We start from the raw sequence: 15,836 nt of genomic DNA, 5'->3' as shown, positions 1-15,836 counted from the left end.
ATGACCCGATTGGATTAGTGCTTGGATGGCATCGCCCCAGCCCCACTCGCCGCTATCATCTTTTCGGCGGCCGCGCTCACCGTTGGGGCGAGGCGGCGGACGAAAAAATCCATGTTGACCTCCATGACCGCGGAGGCGAGCGCCACGAACTCATCGGGCGGGAGCCCGTAGAGATGTTCGACATCGAGCCCGGTCGCGATGCCGACCGAATCGATCATGGCATCGCCGTGATCGGCGAGGAGCGCGAGCCAATCGGCCCCCCCGCCCTGAAGGGCGGGAGCGCAGGGCCGGATGGCGCGGGCAAAAGCGGGGATCTGACCGACGGTGAGCGCCTTGACCGAAATGGTCTCGCCGCCCACCGTGACATCGAGTGCCTTGGGCTGATAGATCGTCTCGAGCTGGTCCATCATGTTATCTCCTGTAGGGGCAACCCTCGTGGTTGCCCTAAGAGGTCGTTTTATTAGGTGAGGATCATCCGGCCGAACGTACCGAGCACCGCATCCGCCGCTTTGGTCGCGTCGTGGAGCGCACCGCCGTTGAGCTCGAATTTCATGATGTCGTCGTTGATGAAATCGATCTGCGAGGCCGGATCGAACGAGCACTTGAAGAGCTCGATGAGGCAGGCCTTGTTGGTATCGACCGTGTTCAATCCGTCGAACTTCAGCCAGCGATCGGAGAAGCCCTGGGTGAACATGTTGACGTTCGTCACCGTGGCATAGGTGTAGTCGATCTTGAAGGGCTGGGTGAAGGAGGCCAGGTTGATGAACTTGATCGTCCCGTGATCGGCACTGGTGATCTCGTAGTGGGTACCGAGGGTCAGCGTGGCCGGTGAGCCGGCGGAATCCTTGACGACAATCGAGCTCAGCTTCTGCCTCAGGGTCTTGACGTAATCGCCGACCGCGACGGTCGGGAACACCTCGGCAACGACCGTGCTCCCGGTGATGGTGGAGCTCGCGCCGTAGAGGGCTAACGCCAAATTGTCCTTGTCGAACTCCTCGATCGTGAAGCTGAACTTGGCCGTCTTGCCGCGGATGATCCGCAGATCGACCAAGCGCTGGCCGGTCGTGGCTTCCTTGTGCTCGAGTACATCGGTCTCGAGCTGGACATTGAGAATCGGGCAGTTGCCCACGTGACGGAATACACCGGGGACGCCTGCCGCCGCGGTTGCGACGTAGACCTTCCCCTGGCCGGAAAAATACGGCATAGCGAATACCTCTCGGTTGGGTTAATTGATTTGTAGGGGCGCCCCTTGTGGGCGCCCTGTGTGTCGGGCAACCACAAGGGTTGCCCCTACAGTCCGTTTAATTGATGAGGGCTACGCCGCCCGTCTCTTCGGCTACGCCGATAGAGATGAGCCATGCGGCGCTGTCCTTGTCTTCGATGTTGACGATTTCGCCGGGGCCAAAGTCGGCGCCGGCATAGGTCAGGGTTTTCAGCAACGTGACGTACATGGTGATGTCCTCAGGGTAGGGGCGGCCCTTGTGGCCGCCCTAATTAATCGTGTTGGCCGCGGTTCGGTAGTGAATCGTGTAGCGCGTGGAGACGACCACTGCGTCGAGATCGCTCTCCACCATCAGCCATTGCGTGCCCTGCTCGCGCAGGAGCAAGCACAGTCCGCCGAGCGTCTGGTCTTCCATCACTTTCGCCTGCGCGCTGACCGCGTAGGCGTCAGCCGCTTGATCCGGCGTCTGGCCGCGGGCGATGACCTCTACCTGTACGTTGAGCTCGCGCTCGGAGAGATCGTTATTGCGCTTCGTGATCTGCTCTTCGGCCGGCTGGAGCACGATCGCCGGTCCCTCGGCGCGGGTAATGGCCGTGAGCCTGGAGCGGTAGGTCGTGATCCCCGGAATGGTCGCGAGCTTGACCCGCAGGGCCTCGATGATTTGCTCCCGCCGGCTAGCCATCGGTTATCACGGCGAAAACATGCCCGTGACCGCAAACCACATTATCAACAGGGCGATCAGCATCAGGGTCCCGGCCAAGCCAAGCATGCACAAAGATTCGCCGGCCAACACCGCGAAGCCAGTGAAAATAAAAAAGGCGCCGATGGCGCCTCGAACATAATGTATGACAGGCATAATCAGATCCCTTAATTTTTCCGCAGGCTCGCGCGCATGATCTGGCCATCCTCGAGGGCCGTGACCTCGCGCACCGTGTAGGCCGTGCCGGAGACCGTCACCGTCTCGGCCCCTTTGATCCCGACGAACTGATCCGCCCGGTAGGTGATTACGTACTCGCGCGAGAGCACCCGCCCGTCGACGAGCTCCTGATCCGGTGTATCGAGGATCACCTCGGCCGTCTGCTGTGCCCCGCCGCCCGAAGGCGTCCAGGTCGCGCTCGCGGCGAAATCGGCCGTAGAGAAGAAAGCGGCCAAGTTCTCGGAGAAGGCCATGGGGCTTACCCTTGGCTCGATCGAGATCTCGCCACCACGGGCGTCCTACGCGGCCTGTTTTGCGCCACGAGGGACTTTTTTGCGCTTCGGCGGCGGTGCGGCCACGCCATCGTCGGGCCCTGGTTCGGTGGCGAGCTCGGCATCGATCACCGGGAAAGGATCGTCTGGTCGGTCCCCGGCCGTCAGGGTGTAGGGGCAACCCTCGTGGTTGCCCTCTTCGGCGACGCTTTCAACAAGCGACTTCGGCAGCTCGCCTTCGTACTCGAAGATCTCCCCGCGCTTGAATGCCACGGGCGGATCGATGACCTCGTAACGGTTGCCCCCGCACGGTTTCAGCCGGTGCAGGCGCGCCCGGGCCTGGTGAGGTTCCAGGCCCAGGACACCCGCATGGATGTTGACCGAGGCAGCGATGACTCGGTAGTTAGCCATCAGGTTAACGTGACGAGGCAGGCCTTCTGCCAGTAGCCATAGCCGACGTTGCGGATAGCCTTGATCCCGTAGAGGTGGCGATCGTTCTTGAACTCCTCCTCGGAGCCCTCGGCGATAGCGTCCACCGTGATCCCCTCTTCTTCCTGGCGGATGAAGGGCGCCACCGAGCCGTCGGCGCGGAACACCGCAAGCTTCGTGGTCCAGGTCAAGCGCGGATTGACCGCCAATGCGATCTGGAATCCGGCCATCGAGGAGAGCGTCAGGATGGTGTTGGAGCGTGAGGTCGAGGCATCGACGATGATGCTGCTGCCAAGCGCCGCGGCGGCCGCCGACATGAACGGCACCGGCACCATGACGAGGAATTTCTGAGCGTTCTCGTTCATGGGCTCGCCCTGGTCGTCCTTGAACCCGATGATCTGTTGGACGCCCTTGAGGATCGCCGTTTCCATCTCGCCCGTGGTGGGCGCGGTGGTCGTGGTGACATCGACCGCGATGTCGTTGTCCTGCGTGCCGGAGTCGCCTTCGGAGTGATCGGTATCGAAAAAGAATTGGCCGTCGTAGCAGACCTTTGACTCGCCATCGAGGACGAGCTGATTGAGGAGCTTGGCCCAGTGGGCATTGGCCCGCTCGCTCTGCTCGTCGATGCGCACCATGATCTGGCCGGTCTTATCGCGCCGCAGCCAGTCCACCGGCACCTCGAGCGTGGACTCGTACTTCTTGTTGGCGATGACCATCCCGTTCTCACGGAAGCCTTTCGCCTGGCGGCCGCCGATCCACTCGCGCATTGCCGGGGCCTGGCCCAGCCATTTGTAGTTCTCCGACTCCTGGTCGGATTGGAACAGCATCGACACTTGCGGGACCCAGGTATTGCCGAGGTTCTGCTCGAGCCGAGCGTAAAATTCGCCGATGATGGCTCGGCTGCCTAGTGATTTTGCACCCATGGTGTAAGTCCTCTATTCCTTGTGTTTGGGTTGAATTACTTCTGCATCGCGATCAGTGCGTTGACCTTCGCGGCCAGCGAGGCGACCGTGTTTTCGATGGTCGCTTCGGTGTAGGTGCCCTCGATAGCCGCGAGCGTGTTGGACGCGGTGCCGCCCGAGTTGTCGGTGAGCGGCGTGATAAGCCCAGCCGCCCCGCGGACCGCAGAGAATGCGATCACGCCCGAGCCGGTGGCGATCCACCGCACCACCCGCCCGATGTGGCTGTTGCTGCCCGCGGTCAGGGTGAAGGTGTCGTCATCGGAGGCATAGACGGGCTTACCGACATCGGTGATCGCAAGCGAGGTGATGGGGAGCACCAGCTCGCCCTCTTTCTTGACCTTGACGGTCTTGTCACTGGCGGCCCCGGCGGAGTTGTCGACGTTCTCGACGGCGAAGCCGCGGAAGGGATCGCCCGCGACCAGCGGCCGGGCAATGCCTGAGCCGTTGTCTCCGACGGCCGCGCCTTCGTAGATGATGTCCGCGGCGACGACGGGTAGTTCGTTTACATCCCCGAGCTCGTAGGCGCGGGGCTTGTCTACTGCGAGTGTGGTCATATGGTTCTCCTAGAAATAAAAAACCCGCCGAGGCGGGTGTTAATCGGATTCTGTAACAGGGCGCCCACAAGAGGCGCCCCTACACATGGGCCGGCCTGTAGCCTGTAGGGGCAACCCTTGTGGTTGCCCTTACCGTGGATTGCCCGATGGTTAGCCCCGGCGCAATACCTTGGCCGTGCCAGCTGCTTCCGCCTTGCTCCAGGCGAGATAGGCCTTGAAATTATCGCGGAACTCGCCCCGCAATTCGGGATCGCGCTCCCAGGCGCGCTTGCAGCGCTCCTCGAGCGGCAGGCTCGCGTCAGCCGCCTCGCCGGAAACCGGCGCGACCGCATGCGGCACTGACTTCGGCGCATCGGCTGCGATGGCTTGGAGCCGGGCGTCGCGCTTGACCTTTTCGGCTTCTATGACGCGGCCGGCGGCGTCAGGCCCGCTGGTCTTGCCGTCGAACATCAGCGCCTCGATGAGCGCCTCGTGGCCCGGCAGGGACACTGCCTTGACGGCCTGGATGCGCCCACGCTCGATCTCGGCCCCGGCATCGAGGCCCTCGGTCAAGCCCTGCTTTAATCCCTCTGTGCGGCCCTCCTCGAGGAGAGCGGCGAGCAATTCGGGGTGGTTGGTCGCGACAAATTCGCGGGTCATCCGCTCCGGGTGATCTGCGGCAGGCGCCACCGACGCCTGGTCGTTATTCGTTGCCATAAGTTTTCCTCGTAAGTTTGATTTGCCGGTCAATCCGGCGATGACTTTTTCCAATGACCCCATCTCGTCGGCGAGGCCCGCGCGGACGGCGCTCGCGCCGACCATCACGCCCCCTTGACCGAAGTGCGCTAACACGTGCTCGACCTTGACCCCGCGATAGGCGGCCACCTTTTCCACGAACACCTGGGCGATGTCGTCTATCACCGTTTGCAGCTCGGCGCGGCCTGCCTCGGTATCGAGATCGGGGCGCTTCTTCGGGGACTGCGAGGAGACGATTTCGATGGTGTTGTCTTGCTTCCCGCGGCGCAACGTCGCGACCACCCCCACCGATCCGGCGCTGGCGGTGTCCCGCATGACGACGCGCCCGGCGGCGCTCGCGATCCAGTAGGCGGCCGAGGCCCCGAGGTCGGAGATGTACGACACGACGGGCTTGCTCGCCGCGCGGACCTGCTCGGCGAATTCCGAGATCCCGGCCACCTGCCCGCCCGGAGAGTCGATTTCAAGCACGACACCCCGGATATCGGGGTTATCGATCGCGGCCCGGAAGTCGGCCGCCAGGACCTCGACCGAGGTCGCGCCGGAAATTTCCGTGAACAGATTCGCGTAGCGGAAGACCGGCCCCGTCACCGGGATCACGGCCACCCCGTCGCGGTGTGTCACCGTGCGGGTGTTCTGGAGCGGGCGGCCGAGCTTGTCGGCGACCGCCTCGGGAGACTCGTTCTCGCCCCGCGCAATGGCGAGGATTTGCTCGAGCACCTCGGGGCAAATTGCCCAGTGCTGAGCTAGCACGAAATCTAAAATGCGTCGATGTTCCATATCAGCCTCCAGATAGCCGAGACGGTGGTCCGAAATCCGCCCGCGCCCTGGGTAGGGCTCGAGGTCCACGCCGTCAAGTTCCGGAACCTTGGTGTAATCGACTCGACCGGCCTGCGGGGTGCGCTGGTGTTTCACCCCCGCGCCGTAGCAGCTCTCTGCCTTTGCCAGCTCGATAATCTTGGCCTTCGCGGCATCGATTGCCGCGCTGGCTTCGAGCCACGCTGCCGCGGCCTTCTTCCACGCTGCGTCGCGTCGTTCTTTCATTCTTGGGCCTCGCTAAATAAAAAACCCGCGTCGGCGGGCTCAGTAAAATAATCCTTGACATTGTGCGCGCTAGCGGCCGCATGCCGCGGCCTCATTGATGCGCTCATCGCGGATCCGACTCGGACCGTCCCGATCCCGGGACCGCCGGGTGTGGCGGCTCACAGCCGTTGCGGCGCCGCGCTCTGGCGGGAGCTACACCGCTGGGGCAAGACCCCGGTCGTCACCGATCCCGAGCGCTGCCCGCCGGAGCCCTGGGTCGCGGTGGCGCTGGATGCGGGGATCACCCAGCACATGGACGCGACGGAATGGCTCGGTGACTTCGAGCGCTGCCTAGCGTGGGCATTCCGGCTTAGCCGCGATGAAGCTGCTCACCACGACTGAGGCCGCCGTGGCCCTCAAGCTCTCCCCCTCGCAGACGCGGCGGCTGGCGGCTGCCGGGCGCATTCCCGGCGCCGAATTAAGGGGCCGCGATTGGTGGTATCGCCAGCCGCTCAAAATTCTGCCCCCGGATCGGCCGAAGGGTTGGCCGAGGAAAGAAGTATCGCGGTAGCGTTTATTTCGATTCAGGGTTACTCGGCGCGAGCGCCCCGATGGCGCCGGCGACGGCCAGGCCGGCGGCCACGATGGCGTCCGCTTGCTCGGGGGAGATCCCGACCCCGAGACTGGTCAAGAGCAGGACCAGGCCCCTCCAACTGGACGGTTCTTTAAGCCGCGCTCGCAAGTACCGTTTGATGACGTCCATTCCTAAGCTGCCTCCTCTTCAGGCGTCTCCTGTGCCGCCGGCGCGGGCAGCGCGACGAGCCCGCCGTCCTGCCGGAGCTTGTGTTCTTTCACCCGCTGGGCGTGTTTCGTCTCCCAGTCACCGCCGTCGTGGAGCATGGTCTCCTCGGCCAAGGTCGAAATCCCGAGCTCGACGCGTTCGCGTGCGGCGCCGACCTCCTTCAAGGGGTCGATCGCTCCCGGTCCATCGCCGACCCACTGGGAGCCGAGCCAGGCATGGCGCAGCATGGGATCGTCGAAGAAGCCCGGCGCATCGATGCGCCCGCGCGCCACGGCCTCATCCATCCAAGTCTCGTAGATCGGCTGGCAAAGATCGGTCGCGAGCCAGTCCCGGCGGCAGCGGAAAAACGCCCAGGCTTCGAGAAGCGCCGCGCGGGCGGCCGAATACGAGCTCGTGTAATGCTTGATCAACACCTCGTAGGGCAGCTCGAGCCCCATCCCGATCTGGCGGACTTATGGCTTGGGATGCAGATGGACTACGACCTGGCGCAGGCCGAAAAGCACGCCTCGCGGCTGAAGGTCATGAAGGTGTGGCCGCAGGCCGCGCGGCCGTGACCGATCGCTTCAAACCACCCGCCCCGGTGTATCGCCCCTGCGTTCTTTGCGGCCGCAAGCATCGGATGCGGCCGGACGGGAGTTCTAAGACCGGCGAGACTCTCACGGAGGAGCGGGTGCTGAGCGAATACGTCAGGGTGCCGGCCGGCACCTTGATCTGCTTTGGCTGCCGGCGGCCGCCGGTTTCCTGATCTTCGCTGCGTTTAAGCATGGGTATGCCCGTGTCGGTCGGGCACGCCTGTTGACAAACGTACATACATAAGTGCATACTAGATTATGAGCATCGTTGCGGGATTTGAATGGGATACGGGGAACCGGGCCAAGTGTGAGGAGCACGGCGTTTCCATTGCTGAGATCGAAGGGCTGTTCCGCGACGGGCCGGCTGTTTACGCCGATCCCAACCACTCCTTGGAGGAACAGCGCCTGCGAGCCATCGGCACGACGAAAGCCGGGCGATGGCTGTTGGTTGCGTTCACGCTCCGGCAGCACGGCGACAACACCCTGATCCGGCCCATCAGCGCCCGCTACATGCACCAACGAGAGGTAGACCACTATGAACGACAAACGTAAAAAACTGAAGAAGTTGCCGCTCCTGAGAACGGACAAGGCAGCCGAGCGCTTCATCGAAGAGGCGGACCTGACCGACTATGACCTGTCCGGTTTCAAGCCAGTGCGGTTCGAGTTCGAGAAAAAGGACGCGCGGGTCAACATGCGCCTGCCGGAGCCGTTGCTTACTGCCGTGAAAGAGCACGCGAGGAAGCGCGGCATTCCTTATCAGCGGTTCATCCGTGAGGCTCTGGAACAGGCCGTGACGACTTGAGCCCACGCCGCCCGCCGGCGCCCTGATTTGCTTCTACTGCCGGCGGTAGTCGCGCCGGCGGCCTTGCCGTCGTCTTAGGCGGCTGGGCACGGCCTCGTGCTCTCTCGTCATATCAACCCCGTAGGCTGAATTGAATACTTACCGGCAGGCGGGCCGGTGGCTTTGTCGTAAGCCGGGGGCCTGTCACCGCCTGGCCGGTTCCTTTTCTTTTGTAATGTATTGATCTGAATAATGAAGATCACCTTCGTGATCACCTTCTAATTTCCTCAGCCAGCCGGACGATCAGTTATGGCCGTTTCCGGCCTAGCCGGTAGATCACTTTAGTGTGCCAAAACACAAGCCGAGGCTAAGCGGCGGCCGTCCGGCCGCCTCGATTGATGGGAAAACGCGCTTCGATCACCGGCAAAAAGTGCACGCCAGGGCGCCGCAAAAGGTGTTAGACGGCAGCAGGCCAAGCGGGGCCTATAGAGGGGTGGGCCTCGAAGAAAAAAACCGAAAGGAACGGAACGGGACGCGCCGCTTACGGCGCTTGCGCGAGCTTAACGAGATCGAATAATTGCTCTGCGGACAACTCGGGGTGCTTGGCGCGAAGCTCCTTAAGGATGTGGGTGGCGTTTTTCTTTGCCTTGCGGAAAAACGTCTGTGCTCTTTTCTTGAGCGCATTCGCGGCCTTGATGGCGGCCTTCCGTACTCGCTTGAATAAGCGCTGCGCGGCGCGCCGTCGCTCGTGGTTGAGCCACCCCAGCATGCCCACCCTGGCGAAAACCACATCGAGGATCACGCGAATGGCGGGTAAACAAGTCCACGTGCCGTCTGGTTGCGGAATGCGCTGCTGTGTCGATGTCACGAGGCCGGCCTTTATCAGATCGCGCATCGCACGGTAGAAGCGCGCCGAGAGCAGCTCGTTTATTTTCAGCAGCTCCGCAGTCAGCCGGCCGGTCAGCGTGCCGTCGTCGTTGTAGTCGCCGACGCGCATGCAAACCAGTTGCATGAATTCGAGCAGCGAGTCGAGCGCCCGCATGCAGGCCCGGCGGCGCTGCTTGTATTGCACGCGGTTGCCGCCTCGGATCTTGGCTAGCTCAGGGAATACCGCGAGTGGGTCGTCCTCATATTTTTTAATCCGCCGCCTAGTCTCGTCGAGGATCTTCGGGATGCCGCGCTGCGAGCGGATGAAAGGAATGCCGGCGAATAGATCCTTGCCGTGCATCTCACGCGATCCGGCCGGGGGGCAGCACGGCAGGCTTGCCGGTTAAATCGAGGAGCGGGAAGTCCGTTGGTACGGGCGGAAGGCTGTCCATGCCGCGGAACATGTGCGCCAGGATTTGTGCGCGGTCGAGCTCGGTCTTGCTGCGCGCGTAAGTCGTCGTCACTCCTGCCTTGCAGTCACGCATCGCCAGGACAAGGGCGCGCACGAGCCGATATTTCTCGTCATCAGGTAGGGCGAGGAAACGAACACCCTCAGCCTTATTGATTACTCCGGTGCTTCCGTCATGGAAGTCGATAAACGCGCCGTCGTATCTGCTGGTCGAGCCGACGGAGCTGATGAACTTGATCAGGTACTTGGTTTCCCGCTCCACGGTCCACGGGCGCTTCTTCGCGCTCACTTTCGCCCCGCCCTGCGGCTCGGATGGCGCCGCCGCGTCTCCTTCCGCCGCGCCCGCCGCGTGAGCTTATCCCTGCGCTTCGATCTCATGGCCTTTGCGTCACGCTAGGACTCCAAAAAAGCCCGGCCGCGGACAACACCGCAGCTGGACCGCGGCCGGGCGAAAAGCGCGGCCAATCGGCTGGGGGGCCGGGAGGGTGGCCGCGCAACTGGGGGACGTGGGGGAGGGGAGGGCGCCGGGATCTATTGTCCGGCGCCGGAAGCGTGGTATGCTTAAACCGCATAGGCTTTTTCATCTATTTGCCCTCCCGGCGATGGGTGGCGGAGTTTGTGTTCATGAGCCTTTTGCCGGTTTCATGATCCTGTGTAGAGCGATCCATGTACTGCGGCAGCCGGTTTGTCCGATCGGCTGCCGCTTCTATTTCTGCCCCACGCTCCGCCCGCAGTCCGATGACCGTGGTTCGGTAGGCGCGTAGCGAAATTTTGTTGGGCCCCCGGCGGCAGCACCCGTAAATTTCCTCCCCTCTCGTTAATTCGCCCGGGCGTTTCGCGCCTTCGGGGCAGGGTTCTGATGCATACTATTTGACAAATATTCAAATAATTCAAGGTATCGTCTAAGGAGGGACGCTATGTCGTTGCTCATCAGGGATGAAACATGGACGTGTTGCACGAGATCGAAGCGCTGCTCGCGCGCGCCCGGCGGGGCGGAAACCCGCATCGGATCAAGGCTGCCATCGAAAAAGTCATCACGGAGGAGCTGCCGCGGCTACGGCAACCCCGCAAGGCTCGCTCGCACCTCGAGGCCGTGCGGCGGTTCGCCGGAAATCGGCGGCTGACCGAGATTTCCGAGGTCGCCTGGGACTATCGCGCCGCCCACCAACATCTCAGCACCGCGACTTGCAACTGGCGTATCGCCTGGTTGAGGCGCATCGCCCGGCTGGCTCACCGGCAATGGGGATGGCTCGCGCGTCCGATTTACATCTCGCTCCATCCCGAACACAACGCCCGGCACCGCTATCTGACGCTCGCCGAGGTCGAACGCCTACTCGATGCCTGCGATCACCGCCCAACGCGCGATGCGGTGCTGTTGGCGGTTTACACCGGCATGCGTCAGGGGGAGATCTTCGCGCTCGACCGAACGAACGTTCGGGGAGATTGCCTATCGCTGCCGGATCGGGATTCGAAGAACCGGGATCCCCGACTCATCCCGATCCTGCCCGCGATGATTGATACCGTCGCGCGTCTGCCCCTGCCATGCAAGGCCCGCACGATGTACGATTATTTCAAGCGCGCCTGCCGACGAGCGAAATTAGAGGATCTGCGCTTTCACGACCTGCGCCACACGACAGCGAGCCTCTTGGTCAACGCCGGCCATAGCATCAAGATCGTGCAGGAGGTGTTGGGCCACCGCTCCGTCCAGGCCGCGAACCGCTACGCGCACCTGAGCATTGAGACCAAGCGCGCGGCGTTGGAGCGGGTGTTTGGAAGCTAGGCCTCGCTAGAGTCCCGGAGTTTTGGATAGTAGGTGCCGCAGCCGAAGCAACGCCAGCCGGTCTTCGATTTCCGCAGCTCCACGCGATGGCCTTCCTTGCGACATTGAGTGCAGTAGTGCAAACCGGTGTGGCGATCGATGTAGGTGCCGCTCAGTTCGTCGAACTGAGGCCTCGGAACCGTCCAAATAAGCCAGAGCGCCAACCCAAAATAGGCCGCCAGAAGCGCAATGAAGGCGCGCACGATCCAGATCGAATCGACGGTCACAACCCAGGAAACCAGGAAATCTTCCACCAAGAACACGGCAGAAAGGATGGACGCAAGGGTAGCTGTCGCGGCCCATTCTAAGGCGCGGTCTTTGAGTTTGGCAAAGAACTGCGCGAAGCCCTCGCGCAGTCGAGCGCGCATCGCGCGTGCGCCCGAAGCTCAGGCCGCTACGCGCTGTGGTCGCTTGAACTTGCGCTTCTCTGGATAGAGCTTGGCGATAAGTTTGGAGGGCACTCCGGTGTGCTTACCCACCGGCTTCGGATCGGGACTGAGATTTTTAGGGAGATGGGGATCGTCCCTATCGAGCCACCCCGAGGGCAGGCCGATCGCCTGTTCGATCGTGCGCGCGCGGTAGTCGCCAAACTGGATCAAAGCGCTCAGGGCCGCATTTAGGTCTTGGGCACTTACCCCAGCCGCCCGCGCCAAGGCCGCCTGAAACCCACTGTAGCGCTCGACGATGACGCGCATGAGCCGGCGCCGCCGGTGATCCTGTAACTCTTTACGTTGGGCTCTGACTTCCTTTCTCACGCGGTCCCTGATAGTTGCGTCGTACATCTCTCTCACCTCCGAATGGGGTGAGCCGGAAGCCGAAACCCACAGCGGTTTTCAAGACCGCCGCTTTCGACCGCTCAGCCACCTCTCCTCGCGCCAGCATAACCGAAAGCCCGCGGCGCACGAATACCTGGCGGAGTTGCTTTTTTACTGCCTGTCAGTATCATGGGAGCGAACCTCACGCGCTTCTGTAAGTCTTAGTTAGGTGAGAAACCCTTTATCGATGGAGGACATCGTCTGATGAAAACGATTCAATACCCAGTAACCCAACCTACAACGTCGGTACTGGCGACCAATAAAGTAATTCGCAACACCTACGCCTTGTTGTCGCTGACCCTGCTGTTCAGCGCGATGACGGCAGGTTTGGCCATGGCCCTCAATTTTCCCTACCCCGGGGTCATAATTACCTTAATAGGCTACTTCGGGTTGCTGTTCTTGACAGTGAAGCTCAGAAACAGTGTGTGGGGGCTCGCGTCGGTCTTTGCGTTGACCGGCTTCATGGGCCTGACCCTCGGCCCGATCTTGAATGCCTATGTCAATCACTTCGCGAATGGCTCGCAGTTGGTCATGATGGCGATGGGCGGCACCGGCCTCACCTTCGTGGGCCTCTCCGGCTACGCGCTTACTACGCGCAAGGACTTTAGTTTCATGGGCGGTTTCCTCATGGCAGGCGTGTTGATCGCTTTTTTGGCCGGTTTGGGCGCGATCTTTTTCTCGCTCCCGGGGCTGGCGCTCGCGGTCTCTGCGATGTTCGTCGCCTTGATGGCCGGGATGATCCTCTATCAGACGAGCGAACTCATCCACGGAGGCGAAACCAATTACATCATGGCGACGGTGGGATTGTACGTATCGATTTACAATCTTTTCACCAGCTTGCTGCATTTGCTGGGCGTATTTTCCGGCGACGAATAACCACCCAAGCTTTAGGGTCCATGAAACCCCAGGATCGCAAGATCCCTGGGGTTTTTTATGCGATTTCCGTCATATCCCCCATATAGGGGTGCAATGCCTCGGGTACGCGAATGCGTCCCGTCGCGTCCTGATAGTTTTCCATGATCGCGACGAGGGTTCTGCCGACCGCGAGACCCGAGCCGTTTAAGGTGTGTAGAAACTCCGGTTTACCGGTTTCCGGGTTACGCCACCGCGCCTTGATCCTGCGGGCTTGGAAAGCCTCGAAGTTGCTGCAAGACGAAATCTCGCGGAATTGCTGTTGCCCTGGGAGCCACACTTCAAGGTCATAGGTCTTCGCCGCCGAAAAACTGAGATCCGCCGTGCATAGCGCCACCACCCGGTAGTGCAGTTCGAGCCGCTGTAGGATCACTTCCGCGTGCCGGGTCAACGCTTCCAAGGCATCATACGACGACACGGGCGGCACCAGTTGGACCAGCTCCACTTTCTCGAACTGGTGTTGCCGGATCATCCCGCGGGTATCTTTTCCGTACGAACCCGCCTCGCTGCGAAAGCACGGACTGTGACAGGCATAGCGCCGCGGTAGCTCCGCGGCCTCAAGGATCCGATCCTGGGCGAGATTGGTGACGGGAACCTCGGCGGTCGGGATCAAAAAAAAACCCGGTTCCGGAATCGCAAACAGATCTTGAGCGAACTTAGGAAGTTGCCCGGTGCCTTGCATGCTGCGGGCGTTGACCAGGTAGGGTACATAGACTTCGGTATAGCCGTGCTCGCGGATGTGCACGTCCAGCATGAACTGGATGAGAGCCCGGTGCATGCGCGCCAGCGATCCGGACAGCACCACGAAACGCGCGCTCGCAATGCGCGCGGCCGCTTCAAAATCCATGGCCCCGAGCCCGGTCCCTAGGTCAACATGGTCTTTGGGATCGAAGTCGCATTGGGGCGGATGACCCCAGCGGCGCACCTCCCGGTTGTCGTGCTCGCTCGTCCCGATGGGGACACTGGCATGGGGGCAATTCGGGATCAACAGGCTGAACGCCTCGATTTGACTTTGCACGCCGGCAAGTCTGATCTCCGCTTGCTTCAGCCGATCGCCGAGATCCGCCACTTCATCGAGCAGCCCCTGTGCGTCCTCGCCCCGCGCCTTTGCGAGGCCAATCGCCTTCGATTTGCTGTTGCGTTCTTGTTGCAGTTGCTGCGTGATGATTTGCAAGGACTTGCGCTCGGTTTCCAGTCCGCTATATTCCTCCGTGGCCAGCTCAAACCCGCGCGGCCGCAACGCCGCGGCGGTCTCACTTAGTCGGGTGCGCAATAGGTTGGGATCAAGCATCGCGTTAGGCGCTTCGAGCCACGCGCATTAGCGCGAGCGGACGCGCGTGCCGGAATCGTTTTTGATCCCCTCGGCGTTCGCGTCCAAGGCACGGAGGCGCTCGAGTTTCTGCCGGATCTGGATTTCAAGGCCACGATCCACCGGCTCGTAATAACGCCTGTCCTTAAGCGGTTCCGGCATATAGCTTGCGCCTGCCGCATAAGCCTCCGGCTCATCGTGAGAATACCGGTAGCCTTCTCCGTAACTCAGTGCCTTCATCAAGCGCGTGGGAGCATTCCGCAGGTGTAATGGCACTTCGAGCGATCCCGACTGCGTCACATCTTCCTTCGCCAGGTTCAATGCCTTGTACACGGCATTGCTTTTCGGGGCGCAGGCGAGATAAACGATCGCTTGAGCGATCGCAAGCTCGCCCTCCGGGCTTCCCAGGCGCTCTTGCGTTTCCCAGGCATCGAGCGCGAGCCGCAGCGCCCGCGGATCGGCATTACCGATGTCTTCGGAGGCCATGCGCACGACCCGGCGCGCGATATAAAGCGGATCGCAGCCGCCATCGAGCATGCGAACGAGCCAGTACAGAGATGCGTCCGGGGCCGATCCGCGTACCGCCTTATTCAGCGCGGAGATCTGATCATAGAACGCATCGCCTCCTTTGTCGAAGCGCCTTAGCGCGCCGCTTCCGATCACTTGTTTCAAAAGCGCCGCGTCGATGGCGCCGGTCTCAGTGAGATCCGCGGCGATTTCGAGAAGATTCAGCGCCCGTCTCGCATCACCATCGGCCACGGCTGCCAGTTGGTCCCGAAGCTCGGCCGCCATCGTCAGTCGCCGCTCACCAACGCCATGTATGTTATCCGTGAGCGCTCGATCGATGAGGGCGCGAATGGCATCAAGCGCAAGGGGTTTGAGCACGTAAACCCGCAGGCGTGAGAGGAGCGCGTTATTCAGCTCGAAAGAAGGGTTCTCGGTGGTCGCGCCGATGAAGGTTACCGTGCCGTCTTCGACAAAAGGCAGGAAGGCGTCCTGCTGTGACTTATTGAAGCGATGCGCTTCATCGACGAAAAGCACGGTTCCCCTGCCCTCGGCCTCACGCAAGGCGCGGGCTTCGTCGATGGCCGCGCGGATCTCCTTGACACCCGCCAACACGGCGGAGATGCAGAGAAACAAGGCATCCGCATGACATGCAACGAGCTTCGCCAAGGTGGTCTTGCCGGTCCCCGGGGGTCCCCAGAAGACCATCGAATGCAAACGCCCCGACTCGATCGCGAGCCGTAACGGTTTCCCCGAAGCGAGTATATGCTCTTGACCGGCAACGGCGTCGATGTGCCGGGGCCGCATGCGGTCCGCCAGTGGCCGGGGCGCTAACATCATCGCCGGCGATCGCAGTACCAGGTTACCGGCGTTAGG

Annotated in this window: 26 protein-coding genes; 8 read left to right on the top strand and 18 right to left on the bottom strand. The window is 62.0% G+C overall.

Features of this window, described 5'->3' with window-relative positions:
- Nucleotides 1-14: 14 nt before the first annotated feature.
- From M3436_01555 to M3436_01510, 10 genes are all read right to left on the bottom strand, one after another.
- Complete coding sequence (locus tag M3436_01555) at nucleotides 15-410, bottom strand: hypothetical protein (protein MDQ3562862.1); 396 nt, start codon at nucleotides 408-410, stop codon at nucleotides 15-17.
- Between the two features lie 50 nt (nucleotides 411-460).
- Nucleotides 461-1,204 carry a hypothetical protein gene (locus M3436_01550; GenBank protein ID MDQ3562861.1) on the bottom strand — a complete coding sequence of 248 codons (744 nt, stop codon included), beginning with the start codon at nucleotides 1,202-1,204 and terminating at the stop codon, nucleotides 461-463.
- Nucleotides 1,205-1,301: 97 nt separating this feature from the next.
- A complete protein-coding gene (locus tag M3436_01545; protein MDQ3562860.1) occupies nucleotides 1,302-1,451 on the bottom strand; it encodes a hypothetical protein in 150 nt (49 codons plus the stop codon).
- A gap of 39 nt (nucleotides 1,452-1,490) precedes the next feature.
- Nucleotides 1,491-1,904: a hypothetical protein gene (locus M3436_01540; protein MDQ3562859.1), complete on the bottom strand. Its 414-nt coding sequence runs from the start codon at nucleotides 1,902-1,904 to the stop codon at nucleotides 1,491-1,493.
- A 6-nt stretch (nucleotides 1,905-1,910) separates the two neighbouring features.
- Nucleotides 1,911-2,078, bottom strand: a complete 168-nt coding sequence (locus M3436_01535; GenBank protein ID MDQ3562858.1) for a hypothetical protein — start codon at nucleotides 2,076-2,078, stop codon at nucleotides 1,911-1,913.
- 11 nt (nucleotides 2,079-2,089) lie between these two features.
- On the bottom strand, nucleotides 2,090-2,392 hold the full coding sequence (locus M3436_01530) for a hypothetical protein (GenBank protein ID MDQ3562857.1): 303 nt from the start codon (nucleotides 2,390-2,392) through the stop codon (nucleotides 2,090-2,092).
- A 45-nt stretch (nucleotides 2,393-2,437) separates the two neighbouring features.
- Entirely contained in the window at nucleotides 2,438-2,821 is a 384-nt protein-coding gene (locus M3436_01525) for a hypothetical protein (GenBank protein MDQ3562856.1), read from the bottom strand.
- Nucleotides 2,821-3,762 carry a Mu-like prophage major head subunit gpT family protein gene (locus M3436_01520; GenBank protein ID MDQ3562855.1) on the bottom strand — a complete coding sequence of 314 codons (942 nt, stop codon included), beginning with the start codon at nucleotides 3,760-3,762 and terminating at the stop codon, nucleotides 2,821-2,823. Before M3436_01520 ends, M3436_01525 begins: the two co-directional genes overlap by 1 nt.
- A gap of 35 nt (nucleotides 3,763-3,797) precedes the next feature.
- Nucleotides 3,798-4,355: a cytoplasmic protein gene (locus tag M3436_01515; protein MDQ3562854.1), complete on the bottom strand. Its 558-nt coding sequence runs from the start codon at nucleotides 4,353-4,355 to the stop codon at nucleotides 3,798-3,800.
- Nucleotides 4,356-4,505: 150 nt separating this feature from the next.
- On the bottom strand, nucleotides 4,506-6,131 hold the full coding sequence (locus tag M3436_01510; protein ID MDQ3562853.1) for a S49 family peptidase: 1,626 nt from the start codon (nucleotides 6,129-6,131) through the stop codon (nucleotides 4,506-4,508).
- A gap of 60 nt (nucleotides 6,132-6,191) precedes the next feature.
- On the opposite strand from M3436_01510, the gene M3436_01505 reads away from it, so the two are divergent.
- Nucleotides 6,192-6,512: a hypothetical protein gene (locus tag M3436_01505; GenBank protein ID MDQ3562852.1), complete on the top strand. Its 321-nt coding sequence runs from the start codon at nucleotides 6,192-6,194 to the stop codon at nucleotides 6,510-6,512.
- Nucleotides 6,490-6,681, top strand: coding sequence for a helix-turn-helix domain-containing protein (locus M3436_01500; protein ID MDQ3562851.1), 192 nt, complete (start codon nucleotides 6,490-6,492; stop codon nucleotides 6,679-6,681). Before M3436_01505 ends, M3436_01500 begins: the two co-directional genes overlap by 23 nt.
- A gap of 3 nt (nucleotides 6,682-6,684) precedes the next feature.
- Here M3436_01500 and M3436_01495 read toward each other — a convergent pair whose 3' ends face one another.
- Both M3436_01495 and M3436_01490 read right to left on the bottom strand, forming a co-directional pair.
- On the bottom strand, nucleotides 6,685-6,873 hold the full coding sequence (locus M3436_01495) for a hypothetical protein (protein ID MDQ3562850.1): 189 nt from the start codon (nucleotides 6,871-6,873) through the stop codon (nucleotides 6,685-6,687).
- Between the two features lie 2 nt (nucleotides 6,874-6,875).
- Nucleotides 6,876-7,325, bottom strand: coding sequence for a hypothetical protein (locus M3436_01490; GenBank protein ID MDQ3562849.1), 450 nt, complete (start codon nucleotides 7,323-7,325; stop codon nucleotides 6,876-6,878).
- Between M3436_01490 and M3436_01485 the strand changes: the two genes are divergently transcribed.
- The 4 genes from M3436_01485 (at nucleotide 7,311) to M3436_01470 (ending at nucleotide 8,286) form a co-directional block, all read left to right on the top strand.
- Nucleotides 7,311-7,466: a hypothetical protein gene (locus tag M3436_01485; GenBank protein ID MDQ3562848.1), complete on the top strand. Its 156-nt coding sequence runs from the start codon at nucleotides 7,311-7,313 to the stop codon at nucleotides 7,464-7,466. The two genes, M3436_01490 and M3436_01485, sit on opposite strands and share 15 nt — an antisense overlap.
- Nucleotides 7,442-7,657 (top strand): hypothetical protein, encoded by a 216-nt coding sequence (locus M3436_01480; protein ID MDQ3562847.1) that lies wholly within the window; start codon nucleotides 7,442-7,444, stop codon nucleotides 7,655-7,657. The genes M3436_01485 and M3436_01480 overlap by 25 nt, the downstream gene beginning before the upstream one ends.
- An 85-nt stretch (nucleotides 7,658-7,742) precedes the next feature.
- Complete coding sequence (locus M3436_01475) at nucleotides 7,743-8,036, top strand: BrnT family toxin (protein ID MDQ3562846.1); 294 nt, start codon at nucleotides 7,743-7,745, stop codon at nucleotides 8,034-8,036.
- Nucleotides 8,020-8,286: a BrnA antitoxin family protein gene (locus M3436_01470; protein MDQ3562845.1), complete on the top strand. Its 267-nt coding sequence runs from the start codon at nucleotides 8,020-8,022 to the stop codon at nucleotides 8,284-8,286. Before M3436_01475 ends, M3436_01470 begins: the two co-directional genes overlap by 17 nt.
- A 520-nt stretch (nucleotides 8,287-8,806) precedes the next feature.
- Here the strand turns inward: M3436_01470 and M3436_01465 are convergent.
- Both M3436_01465 and M3436_01460 read right to left on the bottom strand, forming a co-directional pair.
- The gene (locus tag M3436_01465) at nucleotides 8,807-9,493 is read right to left on the bottom strand and encodes a hypothetical protein (protein MDQ3562844.1); all 687 of its coding nucleotides are present in this window, start codon (nucleotides 9,491-9,493) and stop codon (nucleotides 8,807-8,809) included.
- Between the two features lies 1 nt (nucleotide 9,494).
- A complete protein-coding gene (locus M3436_01460; GenBank protein ID MDQ3562843.1) occupies nucleotides 9,495-9,890 on the bottom strand; it encodes a hypothetical protein in 396 nt (131 codons plus the stop codon).
- Between the two features lie 654 nt (nucleotides 9,891-10,544).
- On the opposite strand from M3436_01460, the gene M3436_01455 reads away from it, so the two are divergent.
- Nucleotides 10,545-11,381 (top strand): site-specific integrase, encoded by an 837-nt coding sequence (locus M3436_01455; protein MDQ3562842.1) that lies wholly within the window; start codon nucleotides 10,545-10,547, stop codon nucleotides 11,379-11,381.
- Here M3436_01455 and M3436_01450 read toward each other — a convergent pair.
- Nucleotides 11,378-11,788 (bottom strand): hypothetical protein, encoded by a 411-nt coding sequence (locus M3436_01450; protein ID MDQ3562841.1) that lies wholly within the window; start codon nucleotides 11,786-11,788, stop codon nucleotides 11,378-11,380. The genes M3436_01455 and M3436_01450 overlap by 4 nt on opposite strands.
- A gap of 18 nt (nucleotides 11,789-11,806) precedes the next feature.
- Complete coding sequence (locus tag M3436_01445) at nucleotides 11,807-12,202, bottom strand: hypothetical protein (GenBank protein ID MDQ3562840.1); 396 nt, start codon at nucleotides 12,200-12,202, stop codon at nucleotides 11,807-11,809.
- A gap of 237 nt (nucleotides 12,203-12,439) precedes the next feature.
- Between M3436_01445 and M3436_01440 the strand changes: the two genes are divergently transcribed.
- Nucleotides 12,440-13,111, top strand: coding sequence for a Bax inhibitor-1/YccA family protein (locus M3436_01440; GenBank protein ID MDQ3562839.1), 672 nt, complete (start codon nucleotides 12,440-12,442; stop codon nucleotides 13,109-13,111).
- A gap of 55 nt (nucleotides 13,112-13,166) precedes the next feature.
- On the opposite strand, the gene serS is transcribed toward M3436_01440, so the two are convergent.
- Together serS and M3436_01430 are read right to left on the bottom strand one after the other, a co-directional pair.
- Nucleotides 13,167-14,438, bottom strand: a complete 1,272-nt coding sequence (gene serS, locus M3436_01435) for a serine--tRNA ligase (protein ID MDQ3562838.1) — start codon at nucleotides 14,436-14,438, stop codon at nucleotides 13,167-13,169.
- 27 nt (nucleotides 14,439-14,465) lie between these two features.
- Nucleotides 14,466-15,797: a replication-associated recombination protein A gene (locus M3436_01430; GenBank protein ID MDQ3562837.1), complete on the bottom strand. Its 1,332-nt coding sequence runs from the start codon at nucleotides 15,795-15,797 to the stop codon at nucleotides 14,466-14,468.
- Nucleotides 15,798-15,836: the final 39 nt, after the last annotated feature.

This window comes from Pseudomonadota bacterium, from assembly GCA_030859565.1.
Lineage (GTDB): Bacteria > Pseudomonadota > Gammaproteobacteria > JACCXJ01 > JACCXJ01 > USCg-Taylor.
This window is presented reverse-complemented; position numbering and strand designations above follow the sequence as displayed.

Coding starts and splice junctions, on each gene's coding strand:
- M3436_01520 (MDQ3562855.1), bottom strand. CDS start 3,762: ATGGGTGCAAAATCACTAGGCAGCCGAGCCATCATCGGCGAATTTTAC.
- M3436_01555 (MDQ3562862.1), bottom strand. CDS start 410: ATGATGGACCAGCTCGAGACGATCTATCAGCCCAAGGCACTCGATGTC.
- M3436_01430 (MDQ3562837.1), bottom strand. CDS start 15,797: ATGTTAGCGCCCCGGCCACTGGCGGACCGCATGCGGCCCCGGCACATC.
- M3436_01535 (MDQ3562858.1), bottom strand. CDS start 2,078: ATGCCTGTCATACATTATGTTCGAGGCGCCATCGGCGCCTTTTTTATT.
- M3436_01540 (MDQ3562859.1), bottom strand. CDS start 1,904: ATGGCTAGCCGGCGGGAGCAAATCATCGAGGCCCTGCGGGTCAAGCTC.
- M3436_01500 (MDQ3562851.1), top strand. CDS start 6,490: ATGAAGCTGCTCACCACGACTGAGGCCGCCGTGGCCCTCAAGCTCTCC.
- M3436_01470 (MDQ3562845.1), top strand. CDS start 8,020: ATGAACGACAAACGTAAAAAACTGAAGAAGTTGCCGCTCCTGAGAACG.
- M3436_01455 (MDQ3562842.1), top strand. CDS start 10,545: ATGGACGTGTTGCACGAGATCGAAGCGCTGCTCGCGCGCGCCCGGCGG.
- M3436_01550 (MDQ3562861.1), bottom strand. CDS start 1,204: ATGCCGTATTTTTCCGGCCAGGGGAAGGTCTACGTCGCAACCGCGGCG.
- M3436_01440 (MDQ3562839.1), top strand. CDS start 12,440: ATGAAAACGATTCAATACCCAGTAACCCAACCTACAACGTCGGTACTG.
- M3436_01465 (MDQ3562844.1), bottom strand. CDS start 9,493: ATGCACGGCAAGGATCTATTCGCCGGCATTCCTTTCATCCGCTCGCAG.
- M3436_01510 (MDQ3562853.1), bottom strand. CDS start 6,131: ATGAAAGAACGACGCGACGCAGCGTGGAAGAAGGCCGCGGCAGCGTGG.
- M3436_01495 (MDQ3562850.1), bottom strand. CDS start 6,873: ATGGACGTCATCAAACGGTACTTGCGAGCGCGGCTTAAAGAACCGTCC.
- M3436_01450 (MDQ3562841.1), bottom strand. CDS start 11,788: ATGCGCGCTCGACTGCGCGAGGGCTTCGCGCAGTTCTTTGCCAAACTC.
- M3436_01445 (MDQ3562840.1), bottom strand. CDS start 12,202: ATGTACGACGCAACTATCAGGGACCGCGTGAGAAAGGAAGTCAGAGCC.
- M3436_01485 (MDQ3562848.1), top strand. CDS start 7,311: ATGCTTGATCAACACCTCGTAGGGCAGCTCGAGCCCCATCCCGATCTG.
- M3436_01475 (MDQ3562846.1), top strand. CDS start 7,743: ATGAGCATCGTTGCGGGATTTGAATGGGATACGGGGAACCGGGCCAAG.
- M3436_01525 (MDQ3562856.1), bottom strand. CDS start 2,821: ATGGCTAACTACCGAGTCATCGCTGCCTCGGTCAACATCCATGCGGGT.
- M3436_01530 (MDQ3562857.1), bottom strand. CDS start 2,392: ATGGCCTTCTCCGAGAACTTGGCCGCTTTCTTCTCTACGGCCGATTTC.
- M3436_01545 (MDQ3562860.1), bottom strand. CDS start 1,451: ATGTACGTCACGTTGCTGAAAACCCTGACCTATGCCGGCGCCGACTTT.
- M3436_01515 (MDQ3562854.1), bottom strand. CDS start 4,355: ATGACCACACTCGCAGTAGACAAGCCCCGCGCCTACGAGCTCGGGGAT.
- serS (MDQ3562838.1), bottom strand. CDS start 14,438: ATGCTTGATCCCAACCTATTGCGCACCCGACTAAGTGAGACCGCCGCG.